The following is a 17,928-nucleotide window of genomic DNA, read 5'->3' on the forward strand; positions in this document are numbered from 1 at the left end:
CGCCATCACAGACGGCTTCGTTCTCGCCTCGCAAAATCAACCCGAAGCAAATGTGTGCGCACGCTAGCCCACAGGGGGAGAAGGATAAGAGGCGGCACAGTTATTCCGCGGCCGCGCCGGCGGCGCTTTTGCGGGTGGCGTCGACCATCAGCCGCCGTTCCCGGAACACGCCCCATTGCTGGTCGACCAGCACGCCGATGAGAATGACGCCGCCCATCACCGCGAAGTTGAGCGAGGACGGGATGCCGAGCAGGTTGACGAGGTTCTGCAACTCCTGCAGCAGCACCGTGCCGAGGATGACGCCGATCAGCGAGCCCTCGCCGCCGCGCAGCGAGAAGCCGCCGAGCACGGCGGCCGCGATGGCGTAGAGTTCGTAGAACTGGCCGTGGCTGGCCGGCGAGATCGAGCGCGTATACATGGCGAAATAGATCGCTGACAGCGCCGTCAGCACGCCGCAGATGACGTAAGCCGCCATGACGACGCGGCCGGTGCGGATGCCGGAATATTTCGCCGCTTCCTCGTTCTTGCCGATGGCGTAGAGATAGCGGCCGAACACCGAGCGGTGCAGCACCACCCACATGACGATGGCGATGACGATCAGCGCGATGAAGCTGTTCGGCACGCCATAGGAGCGCCCGGCGGTGATGAATTCGAGCTCGGGAAAGTTCTGGCCGAAGGCGAAGCCGGCGGTGCCGTCGGCGGTGTAGAAGCGGGCGACGCCGCGATAGATCAGAAGACCGCACAGCGTGACGACGAAGGGTTGCAGCTTGAGCCTTGTGATCAGCCAGCCATGCACCAGGCCGATGATGGCGCCAAGAAAGAGGATCAGCACGAAGGCCAGTGGCCACGCCACCTCGCGCACGGCGATGAAGTCGATGAACAACGTTCCCAGCAGCGCAACCACCGAGCCGACCGACAGTTCGATGCCGCCGGTGATGATGACGAAGGCCTGGCCGATCGACAGGATGCCGAACAGGCCGATCAGGTTCGAGGTGTTGGCGAGGTTGATCGGCAACAGGAAGCGCGGATTGATGATCGCCACGATGGCGCCGACCACCAGGATCAGGATCAGCAGGCCGAGATCTTTCTTGCTCATCGTTTTCTCCCCAATGCCTGAGCAGATCGCGCTTGCGCGAGACCCCGGCAAAAACCTATTTCGGCTGCTTACCCACCGCCAGCAGCAGCACGTTTTCCTGGCTGAACCGGTCCTTGTCGAGAATGCCCGAGATCTGGCCCTCATGCATGACGGCGATGCGGTCGGACACGCCGATCACCTCTTCCATGTCTGAGGAGATCATCAGCACGGCGACGCCGGCATCGGCGAGAGCGCGCATCAGCCCGTAGATTTCCGCCTTGGCGCCGATGTCGATGCCGCGCGTTGGCTCGTCGAGGATCATCACTTTCGGATTCATGGCCAGCCATTTGCCGAGCACGACCTTCTGCTGGTTGCCGCCCGACAGCGTTCCGGTGCGCGTTTGCACCGACGGCGCCTTGATGCCGAGATCTTTCTTTTGTTTCTCGGCGGTGGCGGTCTCGGCGCTTGCGGAAACCAGGGAGCGTCGCGCATGCGCCGGCAGATTGGGCAGCGAAATATTCTGGGCGATCGACAGGTCGAGCAGGATGCCGGTCAGCTTGCGGTCCTCCGGCACCAGGAAGATGCCATGCGCGACGGCGTCGGCCGCCGAGCCGAGCACAAGCGGCTTGCCGTCGAGCTCGAGCGCGCCGCCAAGACTTGAGTCGATGCCGAAGAAAACCCGCGCCAGTTCGGTGCGGCCGGAGCCGACAAGGCCGGCAAGGCCGAGGATTTCGCCGCGCCTGACGTCGAGATCGACCGGCCGGCCGGGATAGGCTGGCGTGCGGATGGCCTTGGCCGAAAGCGCTGTGGCGCCGGGCGCGCGCGCGGCCTCGGAGGCCTTTTCGCGCTCCTTCAGCATGCGGCCGATCATCAGCTTGACCATCTGGTCATGGCCGATGTCGCTCTTCGGCAAGGTGCCGGCCAGCATGCCGTCGCGCAGCACGACGACGCGGTCGGCGACGCGCTCGACCTCGTGCAGGCGGTGCGAAATAAAGATGACGCTGATGCCGTCGGCCTTCAGCGCCTTGATGACGTCGAGCAATTTGTCGGTCTCGGCGAGTGGCAGGCTCGATGTCGGCTCGTCGAGGATGACCAGCCTTGCCTCGATCGACAGCGCCTTGGCGATCTCGACCATTTGCTGCTGCGCCAGCGACAGAGCGGCGACCGGTGTGTCGGGGGAAAAATTGGCGCCGACGCGCTTCAACAGCGGCGCCACCATGGTGCGCAGCTTTGCGCGGTCGACGAGCCTGAGCGGCCCGGCGCGCAACGGCTCGCGGCCGAAGAAGATGTTGGCGGCGACGTCGAGATTGTCGAACAGATTGAGTTCCTGGTGGACGAAGGCGATGCCCGAGCCCAGGCTGGCTTCGACGGTCAGGCTATTGTGGGCGATGCCGTCGACGGTGATCGTGCCGTTGTCCGGCGTGGTGACGCCGCCGAGTATCTTCATCAGTGTCGATTTGCCGGCGCCGTTTTCGCCGACGAGGCCGATGACCTCGCCCGGCCTGACCTCCATGGAGAAGCCGTCGAGCGCGACGACGCCCGGATAGGTCTTGCGCACGTTCTCGAGGCTGAGGAACGGGGTGGTCGTGGCGATGGATGTGTCGGAATAGTTCATCATGCCTGACAGCAGTTGGCGGGCTCACAGACTGACTGGCCTGATCGAACCCGTCAATAAAAAGCGAGGCGTCGCGCTACCCCTCACCCTTACCCTCTCCCCGTATAGAGAGGGGGAGAGGGAGCCGGAGGCGGATGGGGGCAGCGCTAACGACGATCAGTTTCCAGACATCGCCTTCAGGTTGGCGGCATAGGCGTCGACATCGTCCTTGCCGATGATCTTGGTGGGGACGATGATGAGGCCACCTTCCGGGATGCCCGACTTGTCGCCCTTGAGATAGGCAGCCATCAGCTTCATGCCCTGATAGGCCCATTCGAAGGGCTGCTGCACGACGGTTGCGGCAACGGTGCCTTCCTTGACGCCGCCCAGCGTGATCGGATCGTCATCGAAGCCGACGACGGTGATCGAGCCGAGCTTGCCGGCATCGCGCAGCGCTTCATAGATGCGCGGCGTGTTGTAGGAGTAGAAGCCGACCATGCAGGTGACGTCGGGGCTGGCGACCAGCGCGTCCTCGACGTTCTTCTTGGCGCGCGCCTGGTCGATGTCGTCGCCACGCACGTCGATCAGCTCGATCTTGGTGCCGGCCAGGCCATCCTTCATGCCCTGGATGCGCTCCTTGGCATTGTCGGCGCCGAGCAGGCCGACGAAGCCGAGGCACTTGCCGCCATCGGGCATCGCCTTCTTGGCGATTTCGGCCGCCTGCTTGCCGGCATCGACGTTGGACGAGCCGATATAGGCGACGCGCTTGGTCTGCGGGGCATCCGAGTCGGTGGTGAACAGCGCCGTTTCCGAGGCGATCTTGTTCAGCCCATCGGTCGAGGTCTTGGGATCGACGGCCGAGACCATGATGCCCTTGACGCCGGCGGTCACCAGATCGTCCATCAGCCGCTGCTGGATGGCCACCGAGGACTGCTCGGGATATTTGAGTTCGAGATTGTAGTCCGGCAGTTCGCCTTGCGCCTTCTTGACGCCGGCTTCGGCGGCCTTCCAGAAATCGGAAGCGCCGTTGACGACGAAGGCCAGCGTCGGCTTGTCGTCGGCGCGCGCGATTGCCGTGGCCGACAGGCCGAGCAGCAGCGCCGCGGTGGCTACGGATGCATTTCGTATCAAGGATTTCATGTTCAACCTCCCGTTTGGTTCAGTCGTGCGACTGACCGATCTTGCACTGACCTGATTTTGCCGTTTGCAGCTTGGACGCCCTCCTCCTCAAAGGGTTCCCGGCACCGAAAGAATGGCGTCCTTCCAGCCACGATGCGGACCTTAGAGACTCATCCTTCGTTCGTAAATAGTCCGATTTGTCGGACATATCACATATCCGAGACAAGGCTTGCGGGGTTAATATCCGCTCGCCATCGGGCCATTTCTCGTACTCCCGCCGCCCCGAGTCCAACCGGCCCGGACGCGACAGATTGACGGTACAGCGCATTTTTGTATTAGTAAACAGTATTAGTTCTGAGGCGATATCCCTGGGTATGCTTGCGCTTCGCGGCACATCCGCCGGCGAGCCTCCGCCTCGGCTGCGCCAACGCCTATGTCTTATGCCGTTTGAACTTCGGGCTGTATGGAGATGCCGGATGGATAGACCTTGAAGCTACTAATAGATATAAATCCGTGCGACGATCTCTATAAATCGACAACGTCACGCCATCTTGCCGGCCTGACGGGCCGCCGCTAGACAGGCTGGAGGAGTGACATGAGCGAAACCACGGATCCGGCCATCGACACGGTGAGGCGCCGCAAGGCGCCGGCGAAGAGCGCCAGGGGTCGCGTCACCATGACCGACATCGCCAGGGCCGCCGGCTGCTCGCAGGCGACCGTTTCCTTCGTGCTCAACAATTCGCCCGGCATCAAGCTGTCGCAGCAGACCCGCGAGCGGGTGATCGAGGCCGCGCGGACCCTTGGCTATGCCGCGCCCGCCTTTTCGGCACTTCACCCGCCGCTTCCCGCCTTTGAAGGGCTGGACGGGGTGATCGGCTTCGCCGTCGACCAGCTCGCCACCAGCCCGGAAGCCGTCGTCGCCATCGAGGGCGCGCGGCAGGCCTCGTGGAATGCCGGCAACGTGCTTCTGGTGGCGCAGACGCTTGGCGATTCCGTCATGGAGCCGCGCGCCATCGCCGCACTCACCAAGCGGGGCATTTCGGCGCTGATCTACATGACCATCTTCACCCGCGAGATCACCGCGCCCGACTATCTCTACGGCCTCGACATTCCGGTGATCCTGCTCAATTGCTACACGGCGGACTACGCCTTCCCGGCCGTGGTGCCGAGCGAGATCGCCGGCGGCCAGAGCTCCACCCGCCATCTGATCAGCCACGGTCACCGCCGCATCGCCACTATCACCGGCGAGCCGTGGATGCAGGCAGCACAAGACCGGCTGAAAGGCTACCGCCGCGCGCTCGCCACCGCCGACATCCCGTTCGATCCGGAACTGGTGGTCGAGGGCGACTGGTCGGCCAGCGCGGGCTATGCCGCGACCGTCAAGCTCTTGGCGCTGAGGGACCGCCCGACCGCCATCTTCTGCCAGAACGACCGTACCGCGATCGGCTGCTACGAAGCGCTGAAGGAAGCCGGCCTGCGCATCCCTGGGGATATTTCCGTCGTTGGCTACGACGACGAGGAAATCGCCAGGCATCTGTTCCCGCCGCTGACGACCTCGATCCTGCCGCACATGGCGATGGGCCAATGGGCGATAGAACAGCTGGAAGCGCCGGCGGCACCTGGACGCGGGCGGTATCCGATTACCAAGCTGGAGTGCCCGCTGGTGGAACGGGAGAGTGTGCGGGCTGTGGTGGGGGTGTCATAGGAGAGATCGCATCGCCGCCGGATTAATCGTTGTTCAGCTGCCTCGCGGTCCGCCAATGCGGCTTCTCGAACACGTGAGGACGTAGGGCTTGTCGGTCATCGCTTCGCTTGGCCGGTTTATTCCCTTGGTCAATTTATAAAGCCCGCGCCTCTGGCGGAGAGCGCGGGCCGATTGGGGCTGTCGCCCCTATCTTCAGCAGGCGATGGAGGGCACCACCTGCCGCACGTATCAACCTTTAGGGACTGCTAATGTTCCATCGAGGCTGTTTGATCGAAACGAAAATCGGCTTCCAAATCGCGGCTGTCGCTTGTTCGCCGTTGTAGCGGAACCCCGCGGCCATACGCCCGTTTTTCCACCAGAGAAACGAAGGAGTTCGCCACCATGGACTGGAGCCGCGTCGAAGGAAATTGGAAGCAGGTTAAAGGCAAGGTCAAGGAACAGTGGGGCAAGCTCACTGATGATGATCTAGACCGCATCGCCGGCAAGCGCGAGCAGCTCGAAGGCAAGATCCAGCAACGCTACGGCTTGGCGAAGGATCGCGTACGCCGAGACGTCGATGAATGGTATGGCCGGCAAGGCTGGTAGACAGCTTTGAGCTAGTCAATTTTGAGCCGCTATGGACCGCGCCGCTTTCGTTGCGCAGATCACATTGCCTCGTGACTAGTGTTCGAAGGGTTCGCCGAGCGAGGCGACGCCGTTCAGCCTGAGCAGGCGGCGGTCCGCAGAGATGACACCGAGCACGACGATCGTAACGAGATAGGGAAGGCTGGAAAGCAGCTGCGACGACACGTCCAGACCGGTCGCCTGGGCGGCGAGGCTCATCAGCGAAACCGCGCCGAAGAGGCAGGCACCCAGGAAGATGCGGCCAGCGAGCCAGGTACCAAAGACAACGAGTGCGATCGCGATCCAGCCACGTCCGGCAATCATGCCGTCCGCCCAAAGGGGCGTGTATACCGCCGCCGCATAGGCGCCGGCAAAACCCGCCATCATGCCACCAAAGGCTATCGCCGCGACACGGATTGCGATGACCGGATAGCCGATGGCGTGGGCAGCCTTGGGATTCTCGCCGATTGCCCTCACGACAAGACCGACCCTCGTATAGGCAAACACCGCCCAGATCGCGAACGTCGCGGCAAGGGAAAGCCATACGACGATGTCTTCGACAAACAGCCTGCCGACTACCGGGATTTCCGAGAGGCCGGGAAAGGCAAGTTTCGGGAGCCCCTTGACCGTCAGGCTCTCGTAGCTTTTGCCGAACAGCGCCGAAAGGCCCTGGCCGAGGATGCCGATCGCAAGGCCTGTGGCGACCTGGTTTGCCCGGAATCCGAGTGCCAGCACTGCAAAAACGAGGGACAGGACGGCGCTGCCGAGGCCGGCGGCAATGAAGCCCAGCAGGTGTCCACCGCCATGGTAGACGACGATGAACGCGAGCACCGCGCCGAGGGCCATCAGGCCCTCCACGCCGAGGTTAAGGACGCCGGCGCGCTCGACCACCAGCTCGCCGAGTGCGGCAAGGAGAAAGGGGGTTGCGGCTGCGAGCATGCCCGAAATAATGAACTCGACGGCGTTCATGGCTGTCTCCGGTGATGGGGGCGGCGCCACTCGACGCGGTAGCGCACGAAGGCGACAGCGACGAGGTAGGCAAGCAGCAAGCTGCCTTGGAAGACGCGGACGGCGGCGATCGGCAAGTTTGCCGACACCATCGCATTGTCGCCGCCGATGTAGAGGACAGCCATGAAGAGCGCGGAAAAGATGATGCCGATCGGATGCAAGCCGCCGAGATAGGCGACGATGATTGCCGCATAACCGTAGCCGGTCGAGATCGAGCGCTGCAACTGGCCGAGCGGCCCCGCGACTTCCGCGGCGCCCGCCAGTCCCGCCACGAAGCCGCCGATCAGAAGCGACAGCCAAATCGCGCGCCCTTCGCTGAAGCCGGCGTAACCGGCCGCGCGCGGCGCAAGGCCGCCGACCTTGAGCTTATAACCCATGAAACTTCGCTGCATGAAAACCCAGGCCGCCAGCGAGAGCGCGAGCGTGATGAGCAGCGAGACGTTGACGCGGGTACCGGCGATCAGGGTCGGCACCATCGCGTCGTTCTGAAACATCACGGATTGTGGGAAATTGAAGCCGGCCGGGTCTTTCCAGGGGCCGAGCAGCAGGTAATTGAGGACTTGCGCCGCAACGAGGCTCAGCATCAGGGAGACCAGGATCTCGTTCGCATTGAGCCGGACCCGCCAGAAGGCGGTGATAGATGCCCAAAGCGCACCTCCGACGGCACCGAGAAGCAGCATCAGCGGCCAGATCCACTGCCCGCTCGCCTGCGGAAACCAGACGGGGATCGCCGAGGCGAAAATAGCGCCCAGGATGAACTGGCCCTCCGCGCCGATGTTGAACACTTTTGCGCGGAAACCGATCGCCAGCCCCTGCGCGATGAGAAGAAGAGGCCCCGCCTTGAGCAGCACCTCCGCGAACGATGCCCAGGAGAGGAACGGCTCGAGAAGCATCGCGTACAGCACGGTCGCCGGATCTCGGCCTATCAGCACATAAAGGCCCAGATTGAGGATAATCGCCATGCCAAGCGCGGCAACCGGGGCCAGCATGGCCGCGACGAGCGAGGCATGCTCCCGGCGGACCAGCGCGGGGAGGAACGTCGCGGCCCGAACATTCATGCAGGAACCTTCTCTGGCGAGGCATGTGCGCCGATCATGTACCGGCCGATATCTTCGGGGCGTGTGTCCCGCGTGACCAGAGGCGGGCTCAGCATTCCATGATGCAGCACCTGGATGAAATCGCAGAGTTCGAAAAGTTCCTCGAGTTCCTCGGAAATGACGAGGATCGCCATGCCCTTGTTGCGCAACGCAATGAGCCGCCTTCTGATGGCGGACGCAGCGCCGATGTCCACACCCCAGGTCGGCTGCGCCACGAAGAGCAGTTTTGGCGAGAGCATCATCTCGCGACCGACGATGAATTTCTGCAGATTGCCGCCGGACAGCGAACCAGCTTCGGCAGCCGGGCCGGAAGTGCGGACGTCGTACCGGCGGATGCATTCGCTGGTGAAAGCCGTCGCTCCGGCGTCGTCGATGAGGCCGTGCCTCACGAGATCGAAAGGATGGGCGGTAAGAACGGTGTTGAGCACGAGCGACATTTCAGGGACCGCGCCGCGTCCGAGCCGGTCTTCGGGCACGAAGGCGAACCCGAGTCTCCTGCGCGCGGCCGCATCGAGTGCGCCTACGTCGCGGCCCATCATGAAGATCCGGTCGCGCTGTTCCTTCAGCATCGCTTCGCCCGAGATGAGCGCGGCAAGTTCGCCTTGGCCATTGCCCGATATTCCGGCTATGCCAAGGATCTCGCCTGATCGTACCGTGAGGCTGATGCCGGAGAGCGGCGTGGCAAAAGGGTCATCCGGCGTGTAGTCCATACCGATTATTTCCAGCCGCTTCTCCCCCTCGGGCATGGCCAACGCCGGCATCACCTCCTGCATGTCGCGGCCGATCATCATGCGGGCGAGGTCGTGCGCATCATGGTCGCGCGGGTCGACGGTGCCGATAACGCGCCCTCCCCGCAGGATGGTCGCGTGGTCGCAGATCGTGCGAATTTCCTCCAGCTTGTGGGAGATGAAGAGGATGGACACGCCGCGGTCGCGAAGCCGCCTGAGCGTGTCGAACAGCTTCTTCACCGCCTGCGGCGGCAGCACCGAGGTCGGCTCGTCGAGAATGAGCAGCTTCGGGTCCGTCATCAGGCAGCGGATGATCTCAACCCGCTGCCGCTCGCCGACCGAGAGCGCGTGCACATCGGCCAGAGGATCTACTTCAAGGCCAAAATCCTGGCCGAGGGTGCGGATGCGCCCCGCCAGCTCCGCCTTGCCGCCGGGCACGACGAGCTGGATGTTCTCGACAACAGTCAGCGTTTCGAACAGCGAGAAATGCTGAAAGACCATGCCGATGCCCCTGCGCCGTGCCTCGGCCGGCGAGGCAAGGCTCAGGGGTTCTCCGTTCCAGACGACGGTGCCGTCGTCCGGCTGTTCGACGCCATAGATGAGTTTCATCAGCGTCGATTTGCCCGCCCCATTCTCCCCCAGAATCGCATGGATCGATTGGGGCGCCACGTCCAGATCGATGGCCTGGTTGGCCCGGATCTGGCCGTAGCTCTTCGATATGCCGCGCAGCGACAGAAGGGGCGGGCTCATGACTTACTTCGGCAGCGGTGTGGTGACACCCTTGACGTGCCAGTCCATCGCGACGATCTCGGCATCCGCCATCGCCGCACCGGCGGCGGCGGCTTCGCTGCCGTCGGCCTTGGTGATCGGGCCTGTGAAGGGCGAGAAGCTGCCGTCGGCGATCTTCGCCGCCACCTCCTTGATCTTCGTCATCGTGTCGGCTGGGATATCCGAGTTCCAGTCCGCGACCTCCACCACCTTTTCGGCGACGCCGAGGAAGGCGTTGGCGCCCTTGAAGGTTCCGGCGATGTGGGCATCCACGGAAGCCTTGAAGAAGGGCGACCAGTCCGTCGCGATGCAGCCGAGATATTTCTTCGGCGCATATTTCTTCATCGACGAATTGAGGTTGAACGCGTAGACGCCAGCCTCCTCGCAGGCCGAGATGACCGAGGGTGTATCCTGCGCGTTCGAGAAGATCACGTCGCAGTTCTGTGCCATCAGCGCCTTGGCTGCTTCCTGTTCCTTGGCTGGGTCGAACCAGGAATTCACCCAGACGACCGAAACCTCGACAGCGGGATTTACGGTCTGTGCGCCGAGCGTAAATGCGTTGATCGAGGTGATCAGCTCCGGAATGGCGAAGGCCGAGACCGAGCCCAGCTTGCCGGTCTTGGAAAGAGCCGCGGCGGCCATGCCGAGCAGGTAAGTGCCCTGGAAATACTTCGCCGCGAAGGGCGAGAAATTCGGCGCGGTCTGGAAGCCGGAGGCATGCAGCACGGTGACCCCGGGATCGCGGCGGGCGATCTGCAGTGCGCCATTCTGGTAGCCGAATGAGCCTGCGATCAGGAACTTGTTACCGTCGGCGACGGTCTTGTTCATGATCCGGTCGGCGTCCGGCCCCTCGGCGATGTTCTCGATGACGGTGATCTTCACCTTGTCGCCATATGCGGCCTTGACCGGCTCGAGGCCGGCGGCGAGCGCATGGCCCCAGCCGACATCGCCGACCGGCGACGGGAGCACGAGCGTGATACCGAGCGGCTCGTCGGCCGCGAAGGCGGGACGGCCGCCAAGCGTGCCGGCAAGCCCCGTCGCGGCAAGGCCCTTCATCAGAGTTCTGCGAGTCAGGTAGTTCAGCATGTCAGTTCCCCTTTTTAAGTTGTCAGAATTCCACCGCGGCAAGAGCGGCTTCCGCGTCCGCGGCAAGCCGGGCCTCGTCCAGCCCGGCAAACGCACCCTTTTCCCAGACGATGCGGCCGTTGATCATGGTCATGTCGGTGGGCATGCCGATGCCGACCTTGGCAATCAGGCTCAACGGATCGTGGCGCGTGCCGACATAATCCATGCGGCGCGTGTCGATCGCGAAGAGATCGGCGGCCATGCCGGACGACAGTCGGCCGATGTCCTTGCGGCCCAGAAGCGCGGCGCCGCCCGTTGTCGCATAGCCGAGGAAATCGGCCGGCGCGGGCACCGGATGAGCGCGCGTCGAGGCCGCCAGGCATTGCAGCATGTAGGCGGAATGGATGCAGTGCATGAGGTTGGAATTGTCGTTCGAGGCAGCACCGTCGCAGCCGAGACCGACGCGCAGGCCGAAGGCGGACATGGCGGGAATATCGGTCACCTGCGCACCCACCAGATAGACCGGCTCCGGACAATGCGAAACACCGGTGCCGCTCGCCGCCATCACCCGCAATTCGTCATGCGTCAGCTCCCAGCAATGGGCATAGAACGTGTCTTGGCCGGCAAATCCGAGTTCCTCGAGATAGTCCACCGTGCGCATGCCATGGCGGGCCTCGATGACCGGGCTTTCGCCCTCGCCGACATGAGTGTGCATCCGCAGCCCGCGATCACGCGCCAGCGAAACCGATTCCACGAAGGTCTCGCGGTAGCAGTTGACCGGCTGGCAGGGCGCGACGACGACCTGGCGCATGCTGAAGGGGCTGGCGTCGTGGTAAGTGTCGGTGAGGCGTGCGCAGTCGGCGATGAATTCGTCCGTGGTCTCCAGCATCTCGTCCGGAATGGTCGAGCCTTCCGACTTCGGCAGCGTGTTGCCGCCGCGGCCCGCGTGGAAACGCATGCCGAGAAGATCGGCCGCTTCGAACTGCCGGTCGATGAGCCGCTTTCCGGCATGGCGTGGAAAATTGTACTGGTGGTCGAAGGCCGTCGTGCAACCGTGCTTGATCATCTCCGCCATCGCCGTGATCGAGGCGTGGTAGAAACAATCCTCGTTGAGCCGGGAGAAGATCGGATAGATCCGGTCGAGCCATTCGATGACCGACAGCTTCGTCCAGTCGAGCTCGGCACGGTTGCGCACGAAGCACTGAAAGAAATGATGGTGCGTGTTGACGAGGCCGGGATAGACGAACCAGCCGTCGGCGTCCCGCACGATGGTGCCGGCCGGCAGCTCGCCTCCGTGCAGGCCTTCCCCGATCGCCTCGATCCGCGGCCCATTCGTCAGTACATCGACATTGCGCCGGACGCTCGGACCCTTGCCCTCATCGGTGATGACTGCTGCGCAATTCTTCAGGAGATAGCCGGTCATCTCACGCCTCGTCCGGGCATGGTCGCGGTTCGGGCTTCAACTCGTGCAGCCGGTGGATACCGGGCATCTCGATGAAGTTGTCGAGGCTGCGGAGCGCTCGCGACCAGAGCCGGATCGTGGGATACGGGTCGAGGGAAACGCCCCCGTCGGGCGCGAGCACGACATAGGGAAAGCAGGCAATGTCGGCAATCGTCGGCCGGTCGGACGCGAGAAACCGATTGCCACGGATTTTTTGTTCGAAGAGGCCGGCTTCCAGTTCACGCAGTGCCGCCATGCCATTGGCCTGAAGCGCACCGATGTCACCGGGGCGCAGCAGCATCTCGTGCAGGCGCGCGCCGCCGAGGCTGGCGGTCAGCCTGTGCGAGAAGGAAAGCCATTGCTGGATGCGCGCCGTCTCCTCGGGGGCGCCGCTGCCGAGCCAGGCCGGTGCGGCCTTGGCGGCGAGATAGCCAAGCATGGCGGAAGACTCGGTCAGGATCAGGTCGCCGTCTTCGAGGATCGGGATGGAGCCTCCCGGATTAAGCGCCATCAGCTCTGGTCCGCGATGCTCGGCGCCGGGATGGAAGTCGACCGGGCGGATCTCGAGCTTCACGCCCGACAGCGCCGCCATCAGGCGCACCTTGTAGCAACTTGGGGAGAGGACGTAGTCGTAAAGCCTCATTGCGCCACCAACTGCGCGCCGTAGGTATAATTGCGGCGCTTCAGCCAGCGGCGATAGGCGACCGAGGTCAGGTCCGCGCGCGTCGGGATCTCCATGCCGGGATCGAGCGGCAGAAGCCGCGGGATCTGGTTTTCGAGGATCGAGCGGTCCTGCAGGAAAATCGTCTGCTGGAAATGGATGAGGTCGGTCAGTGGCGTCTCGTCATCGAAGAGCGCCATCCACGGCCAGACGTCGCAGAGATCCTCGGCAAGCGGCTGGACGAACAGCGCAATGACATCCCATTCGCCCGGGCGCGGCGGGCAGGTCTTGTAAAGGACCGAGCAGGTCGGAGCCGGCACGCGGTACATATATTCCGTCGTGATGCCCCCGCTCGCTGATTTCGCCGCCTGCGGCTGGTAGAACTTCACCTGGGTTGCCCAGACCTCGTCCTCGTCCTCGCGGATCTCGACCTTGTAGTTTTCGACCTCGGTATGCGGCTCCGAGCCGAGGATGTCGGTATGGACGAAGGGGAAGTGTGCGATGTCGAGGAAGTTCTCGACGGCGCGGAGCGGCGAGCAGCGCACCCGCACCACACCGACATCGACGAAGCGGCGCCCGGGCTGGTCCGCCTCGGGAATCGGAAAGACCGGCTTCTTCGGTTCACCGAGCGATGACCAGATGTGGCCATAGCGCACCGAAACGGGCAGCACGCGCCCGTTTTCGCCTGTCACCTTCGCCGCGCCATTGGCGTCGAGCGCAACCTTGATCGGCTCGCCCATCAGGATGCTCTCGCGCCCATCGCGGTCGAGCCGGCTGAAAAGCCCGACCGGATACCATTCGTCGCGCATCGCATCGTCGATCATGACGCAGCCCCTTTCGCCTCGATCCGTTCGGCCATGCGCCGAAGGCTCTCGGCGGCTCGCGAGGCGGCGATGCGCCCGGACGCACCACAATCGGCTGGAACAAGGACGTGGATCAGCGTCTCGGCGGTCTCCTGCGGGATGGTCAGCAGGCGGATTGCCGGCGCGCCGGGCGCCGGCCAGGCGAATCCTTCAGCGGCGGCCTTCGTACCGGCAGCGGCAGAGAGCGCCGAACGTCCGGCACGGGCCGTCAATGAACGGAGCGGGACGTAATCTTCAAAAAGGGGTGGCTTGCCGTCGGGCTCTCCGTCAGCGACCCAGACGATCCCGCCTGCCTCTTCGACCAACCGGGTCGCAACACGAATCGTCTCCGGCGGCGTGAGATTGGGATGGGCGGGAATGCGCAGACACCGACCGGCCTGCGAATAGCTCCAGCCGTGATAGATGCAGGAAAGCGCCTCGCCGCGCACGAAGCCATGGGAGAGGCGCATGCCGCGATGCGGACAGCGATCCGCCGATGCCGCCAAGCGCCCCGATTGGCTTCGCCAGAGGGCAATGGGACCGGCGGGCGTCCACGCCGGCATTGCCTGTCCTGCTGGCAGATCCTGGGAAAGGGCGACCGGCACCCAGGTGTCCGTCTTGTCGGACAGCATGACCTTACTTTCCGTACTGATACCACTGTTTGCCGACCAGGGATGCCAGCGAAAGGAGTTGGCGAACCGCTCGATGGGCTGAGGTATGCATAATTATTTCGCAATTGCAATATTGATCAAATTAAGTGCAAACGGCCGGTAACCACACGCAAAGCCATGTGTTTTTTGCTCGACAGGAGCACGGTCGATCGTCTCGACCCAGACGTCGATTGGCCCGAGCGAACATCCCATCTCCATCATATCGATCAGTTCCGCCGCACCGCTAATATCGAGTTCGATGCGATCGGTACCTGCGTGAGCGACATGGTGCGCGAGACCGAGCTTGGCCGCATGGCGCATGATCCAAGGCACGAAGGACGCGGGTTGGAGGTCGCCGCGAATGGTCATCCGCTCATGCAAGAGGTGCCGACTTTGCTTCATCATGAACGAACCTCGCGGCTTGGCGTCATGGTCGGCAGCATAGCGTCTGACTGAACGGGCGGAAGTGGTAATCGACGCGTGCTATTGCGGCGAACTGCGGTCCATACGCTGGTCGGCCAGAGCGGGCTATGCCGCGACCGTCAAGTTCCTGGCGCTGAAGGATAAGCCCACCGCCATCTTCTGCCAGAACGACCGCACCGCGATCGGCTGCCACGAAGCGCTGAAGGAAGCCGGCCTGCACATTGGCGCACCCGACAGGATTCGAACCTGTGACCTCTGCCTTCGGAGGGCAGCGCTCTATCCAGCTGAGCTACGGGTGCTTTCAGGACCGGCGATCCGGAAAACGAACCAGCCGGTAAACCGGCCAGCCATGGCTTCTTAGCGGAACCCGTCGCGGGCTTCAACGGCCAAGTGAGTTGTGCGAAATCAAAAGGGCTGGTGCACAGAATCAAAGGCGAGAGCACCAATCACGATCCTTCATACGCTCTCATGAACAACGGCTGCGCCTTCTGGAAATCAGCCATTGACCTGATTGAAACTTGCAGATTGCCGGTTCCGTAGTGGCCAATTTTCGTCACATCACGGGTGAAGCCCTCCTCAACCGTGATTGTCCGTGGGTCTAGCTTGAGGTAAACAACAGCAACCTTCGGCTGAGGGTAGACCTCAAGGCAGGCGAAGTTCTTTATGCGCTTGAACGCTGTATACAACTTTAGCTCCTTGACCTGAACGTCGTCTCCAAGACCGATGAGAAAGTCACGGATGGCGTCATGGAGATCGCGCAAAGCGGGGCTCGCTTGCGACAGGCGATACGCCATACGGTATGTGGCATAAGGGTCTTCCAGATCTTCGTTCGGGGTGGCCACGGCGGCCTCGCCGGCAGTGCTAGTTACGGCGGGTGCGGCTGAAAATGTGTTTACCTTGGCCAACTTCGGTGCGTGAACGAGTTCTAGCATGAGCAGAGATTCACCAAACTGCCGATATCTTATCAACTCAATGTTCCGGGCGATCTGCTTTACCGCATGCTGGTCATAGCGGGTAAAATCGCCGGCGATACAGAGCAGCCTTGGAGCCGAGAAATCGACATTCTTGGCAGCTTCGGGACCGAGCTTTTCCATGGCCAGCCATTGAAATTCCTTTCGATGATCGAGAAGCCAATCGAGGTAAAATAGACCCTGATTGATGACGTTCTCGTTCACCGCGCGCTTATACTCAATGATCACGGGACAATTGTCTTCATCGAGCCCCAACGTGTCGATGCGGCCACCGTGGACTGGCCCAGTTGAGTGCTCGCTCGCTAGAAATCGAACGCCTAATAGCGCCTCAAGGTTCGCCTCAAAGATATGCTGAAGCGATTTTTCGACCTGTATGGCAGAGCCAGCTAGTTCGTGAATCTGCCCTTGGTTGAATTGAAACAGTTTAATATCGCTCAAAAAAGTGCCCACCCAATAATTGCGTGGCGCAGACTGTCTTGAATTTCCAGCTCAATGTCCAGTTGGAGCAGCCGCTGGTGAAACATCCGGACCCTTTGTCGGCGACCGCCGCCCGTCATGGCTGACTGGCCGTCATCACCTCGCGCCGCGCCCACCCCTCACTGCCCCGCCTCACTCTTCACCGCCCGCCGCCGCCTCGGCGCGCGCTTCGGCTTCCTGGCGCCGGTCAGTTCGTGCATCGCATCCAACTGCATCTGCTGCATTTCGGCCAGGCGGGTCCATTGGCGCGAGATGAGGTAGTCGAGCTTTTCGTGCAGGTGGCGCACTTCCAGCTCGGCCTTGAGGTTGACGCGGTAGTCGTTGAAGGAGCGCAGGCGGTCTTTGGACTCCTGCCGCCTCTGGCTCATCATGATGATCGGCGCCTGGATGGCGGCAATGCAGGAGAGCAGCAGGTTCAAGAGGATGAAGGGGTAGGGATCGAAAGCGCCCGCCATGCCCGCGAACACGTTGATGCCGATCCACACCAGAAGCACGCTGCCGAACGAGATCAGGAACCACCAGCTGCCGCCGAAGGAGGCCATGTTGTCGGAGACGCGGTCGGCGAACGTCCGGTGCTCCTCGAACTCCTCCTCCGAGTTTTCGGAAATCGTGTCCTGCCTGGCGATCGATTCGACCACCTGGCGGTCGAGCTCGGAGAATTCGCCGTGTTCCTGCTGGAGCAGCTCCTCCATGTAGCGCATACGGTAGCGGCCGAGCTCGGCGCGGGTGATGCGGGCGCCGGCCGGCAGGTCCGGATGATCGGAGCGGATGCGGTCGGCGAGGCTCGGGCGCAGCGTGTCGATGCGCACCAGATCGCGCTTGCGGAATTTCCGGCCCGATATCGCCGATGGTTTTTTCTTCGGCTTGCCGCGGTGGGCGCCCGGAGCGGATGGCTCCGAATCCGGCACGTCGGGCGTTTCGAGATGCTCGTCCGAGGTCTGGTCGGCCTCGAGCTGCCCGGTGGTCGGCGCCTCGAAATATTCGCCGCCGCTGTCGTTCTCCGCCGGCTGCTCGGGCGTTTTCGGGACGGTGCTCATGGTGCTGGCTCCTGCTCTGGTGCTGGGCGGGACGATAAGCAGAGGTGGCGGCGCATAGCCAGCGCGGGGCATGGATTTCGCGGGCGGACAAGTGGTTTTGATCGATCGGAGGGGCGATGGGGGTGGCGGCGGCTTGCCCTTCGCGGGCTCAGAGCGGGTGGAGACATTCGAGATTGGCCGAAGCCTCACCAACTTCGTCATCCACGGGCGAAGCGGGAGCGAAGACCCGAGGACCCATGCTATAACCTGTCGCTTGCGGGGAAGGACTTGCCCGATGTCGGCGGACCCCCCTCTGTCCTGCCGGACATCTCCCCCGCAAGGAGGGAGATCAGCAGTTTGCTTCGACGGCGCCTTCTTTTCGACGTTGGGGATTGGCGAAAGCAGTCATCAAGTCCAATCTCCCTCCTTGCGGGGGAGATGTCCGGCAGGACAGAGGGGGGTGCTGTCCCGCCGACATCACACGAACTTCTGCACCGCGGCAGCGCTCGGAGGTCGCGGCATGGATCCTCGGGTCTGCGCCGCGTCGCTACGCTCCTTGCTCCGCCCGTGGATGACGAAGCGATGGGTTTTGCCCTGATCGCCTAGTACCTCTGCACAGGGATTATGACTCTTTGGCCGTTGGCTTTGGATAGGCCTTGGCCAATTTAAGGCGCGCTTGTTCGGT

Annotated in this window: 16 protein-coding genes, 1 tRNA gene and 1 pseudogene; 3 read left to right on the forward strand and 15 right to left on the reverse strand. The window is 63.0% G+C overall.

Annotated features, from left to right (window positions below; genetic code table 11):
- Window positions 1-100: 100 nt before the first annotated feature.
- The 3 genes from NKH03_RS31515 to NKH03_RS31525 form a co-directional block, all read right to left on the reverse strand.
- The gene (locus tag NKH03_RS31515) at window positions 101-1,096 is read right to left on the reverse strand and encodes an ABC transporter permease (protein WP_352972790.1); all 996 of its coding nucleotides are present in this window, start codon (window positions 1,094-1,096) and stop codon (window positions 101-103) included.
- A 55-nt stretch (window positions 1,097-1,151) separates the two neighbouring features.
- Window positions 1,152-2,690 carry a sugar ABC transporter ATP-binding protein gene (locus tag NKH03_RS31520; protein ID WP_352879423.1) on the reverse strand — a complete coding sequence of 513 codons (1,539 nt, stop codon included), beginning with the start codon at window positions 2,688-2,690 and terminating at the stop codon, window positions 1,152-1,154.
- A 156-nt stretch (window positions 2,691-2,846) separates the two neighbouring features.
- The gene (locus NKH03_RS31525; RefSeq protein ID WP_352872868.1) at window positions 2,847-3,809 is read right to left on the reverse strand and encodes a sugar-binding protein; all 963 of its coding nucleotides are present in this window, start codon (window positions 3,807-3,809) and stop codon (window positions 2,847-2,849) included.
- Window positions 3,810-4,383: 574 nt separating this feature from the next.
- On the opposite strand from NKH03_RS31525, the gene NKH03_RS31530 reads away from it, so the two are divergent.
- Both NKH03_RS31530 and NKH03_RS31535 read left to right on the forward strand, forming a co-directional pair.
- Complete coding sequence (locus NKH03_RS31530) at window positions 4,384-5,493, forward strand: LacI family DNA-binding transcriptional regulator (protein ID WP_352972792.1); 1,110 nt, start codon at window positions 4,384-4,386, stop codon at window positions 5,491-5,493.
- 381 nt (window positions 5,494-5,874) lie between these two features.
- Entirely contained in the window at window positions 5,875-6,078 is a 204-nt protein-coding gene (locus NKH03_RS31535) for a CsbD family protein (protein ID WP_352972794.1), read from the forward strand.
- 75 nt (window positions 6,079-6,153) lie between these two features.
- On the opposite strand, the gene NKH03_RS31540 is transcribed toward NKH03_RS31535, so the two are convergent.
- From NKH03_RS31540 to NKH03_RS31580, 9 genes are all read right to left on the reverse strand, one after another.
- Window positions 6,154-7,065: an ABC transporter permease gene (locus tag NKH03_RS31540; RefSeq protein ID WP_352972797.1), complete on the reverse strand. Its 912-nt coding sequence runs from the start codon at window positions 7,063-7,065 to the stop codon at window positions 6,154-6,156.
- A complete protein-coding gene (locus NKH03_RS31545; protein ID WP_352972799.1) occupies window positions 7,062-8,162 on the reverse strand; it encodes an ABC transporter permease in 1,101 nt (366 codons plus the stop codon). Before NKH03_RS31545 ends, NKH03_RS31540 begins: the two co-directional genes overlap by 4 nt.
- Window positions 8,159-9,679, reverse strand: a complete 1,521-nt coding sequence (locus NKH03_RS31550) for an ABC transporter ATP-binding protein (protein WP_352972800.1) — start codon at window positions 9,677-9,679, stop codon at window positions 8,159-8,161. Before NKH03_RS31550 ends, NKH03_RS31545 begins: the two co-directional genes overlap by 4 nt.
- A gap of 3 nt (window positions 9,680-9,682) precedes the next feature.
- A complete protein-coding gene (locus NKH03_RS31555; RefSeq protein ID WP_352972810.1) occupies window positions 9,683-10,780 on the reverse strand; it encodes a BMP family ABC transporter substrate-binding protein in 1,098 nt (365 codons plus the stop codon).
- A gap of 25 nt (window positions 10,781-10,805) precedes the next feature.
- A complete protein-coding gene (locus NKH03_RS31560) occupies window positions 10,806-12,185 on the reverse strand; it encodes an amidohydrolase (RefSeq protein ID WP_352972802.1) in 1,380 nt (459 codons plus the stop codon).
- A 1-nt stretch (window position 12,186) separates the two neighbouring features.
- Window positions 12,187-12,846, reverse strand: coding sequence for a glutathione S-transferase family protein (locus tag NKH03_RS31565; protein ID WP_352972803.1), 660 nt, complete (start codon window positions 12,844-12,846; stop codon window positions 12,187-12,189).
- Window positions 12,843-13,688, reverse strand: coding sequence for an aromatic ring-hydroxylating dioxygenase subunit alpha (locus NKH03_RS31570; protein WP_352972804.1), 846 nt, complete (start codon window positions 13,686-13,688; stop codon window positions 12,843-12,845). The genes NKH03_RS31565 and NKH03_RS31570 overlap by 4 nt, the downstream gene beginning before the upstream one ends.
- Window positions 13,685-14,338 (reverse strand): Rieske 2Fe-2S domain-containing protein, encoded by a 654-nt coding sequence (locus NKH03_RS31575; protein WP_352972805.1) that lies wholly within the window; start codon window positions 14,336-14,338, stop codon window positions 13,685-13,687. The genes NKH03_RS31570 and NKH03_RS31575 overlap by 4 nt, the downstream gene beginning before the upstream one ends.
- Before the next feature lie 93 nt (window positions 14,339-14,431).
- Window positions 14,432-14,761: an acylphosphatase gene (locus NKH03_RS31580; RefSeq protein ID WP_352972808.1), complete on the reverse strand. Its 330-nt coding sequence runs from the start codon at window positions 14,759-14,761 to the stop codon at window positions 14,432-14,434.
- Window positions 14,762-14,822: 61 nt separating this feature from the next.
- On the opposite strand from NKH03_RS31580, the pseudogene NKH03_RS31585 reads away from it, so the two are divergent.
- Window positions 14,823-14,993 (forward strand): annotated as a pseudogene (locus tag NKH03_RS31585) (hypothetical protein); the annotation flags it as partial.
- Between the two features lie 8 nt (window positions 14,994-15,001).
- On the opposite strand, the gene NKH03_RS31590 reads toward NKH03_RS31585, so the two are convergent.
- The 3 genes from NKH03_RS31590 to NKH03_RS31600 form a co-directional block, all read right to left on the reverse strand.
- A tRNA-Arg gene (locus tag NKH03_RS31590) sits at window positions 15,002-15,078 on the reverse strand.
- A 147-nt stretch (window positions 15,079-15,225) separates the two neighbouring features.
- Window positions 15,226-16,188, reverse strand: a complete 963-nt coding sequence (locus NKH03_RS31595; protein ID WP_352879413.1) for a DUF5655 domain-containing protein — start codon at window positions 16,186-16,188, stop codon at window positions 15,226-15,228.
- A gap of 158 nt (window positions 16,189-16,346) precedes the next feature.
- Window positions 16,347-17,264 (reverse strand): DUF1003 domain-containing protein, encoded by a 918-nt coding sequence (locus NKH03_RS31600; protein ID WP_352972809.1) that lies wholly within the window; start codon window positions 17,262-17,264, stop codon window positions 16,347-16,349.
- Window positions 17,265-17,928: the final 664 nt, after the last annotated feature.

It is taken from the genome of Mesorhizobium sp. M1406 (assembly GCF_040317555.1).
Classification (GTDB): Bacteria; Pseudomonadota; Alphaproteobacteria; order Rhizobiales; family Rhizobiaceae; genus Mesorhizobium.

Coding starts and splice junctions, on each gene's coding strand:
- NKH03_RS31515 (WP_352972790.1), bottom strand. CDS start 1,096: ATGAGCAAGAAAGATCTCGGCCTGCTGATCCTGATCCTGGTGGTCGGC.
- NKH03_RS31520 (WP_352879423.1), bottom strand. CDS start 2,690: ATGAACTATTCCGACACATCCATCGCCACGACCACCCCGTTCCTCAGC.
- NKH03_RS31525 (WP_352872868.1), bottom strand. CDS start 3,809: ATGAAATCCTTGATACGAAATGCATCCGTAGCCACCGCGGCGCTGCTG.
- NKH03_RS31530 (WP_352972792.1), top strand. CDS start 4,384: ATGAGCGAAACCACGGATCCGGCCATCGACACGGTGAGGCGCCGCAAG.
- NKH03_RS31535 (WP_352972794.1), top strand. CDS start 5,875: ATGGACTGGAGCCGCGTCGAAGGAAATTGGAAGCAGGTTAAAGGCAAG.
- NKH03_RS31540 (WP_352972797.1), bottom strand. CDS start 7,065: ATGAACGCCGTCGAGTTCATTATTTCGGGCATGCTCGCAGCCGCAACC.
- NKH03_RS31545 (WP_352972799.1), bottom strand. CDS start 8,162: ATGAATGTTCGGGCCGCGACGTTCCTCCCCGCGCTGGTCCGCCGGGAG.
- NKH03_RS31550 (WP_352972800.1), bottom strand. CDS start 9,679: ATGAGCCCGCCCCTTCTGTCGCTGCGCGGCATATCGAAGAGCTACGGC.
- NKH03_RS31560 (WP_352972802.1), bottom strand. CDS start 12,185: ATGACCGGCTATCTCCTGAAGAATTGCGCAGCAGTCATCACCGATGAG.
- NKH03_RS31565 (WP_352972803.1), bottom strand. CDS start 12,846: ATGAGGCTTTACGACTACGTCCTCTCCCCAAGTTGCTACAAGGTGCGC.
- NKH03_RS31570 (WP_352972804.1), bottom strand. CDS start 13,688: ATGATCGACGATGCGATGCGCGACGAATGGTATCCGGTCGGGCTTTTC.
- NKH03_RS31575 (WP_352972805.1), bottom strand. CDS start 14,338: ATGCTGTCCGACAAGACGGACACCTGGGTGCCGGTCGCCCTTTCCCAG.
- NKH03_RS31580 (WP_352972808.1), bottom strand. CDS start 14,761: ATGATGAAGCAAAGTCGGCACCTCTTGCATGAGCGGATGACCATTCGC.
- NKH03_RS31600 (WP_352972809.1), bottom strand. CDS start 17,264: ATGAGCACCGTCCCGAAAACGCCCGAGCAGCCGGCGGAGAACGACAGC.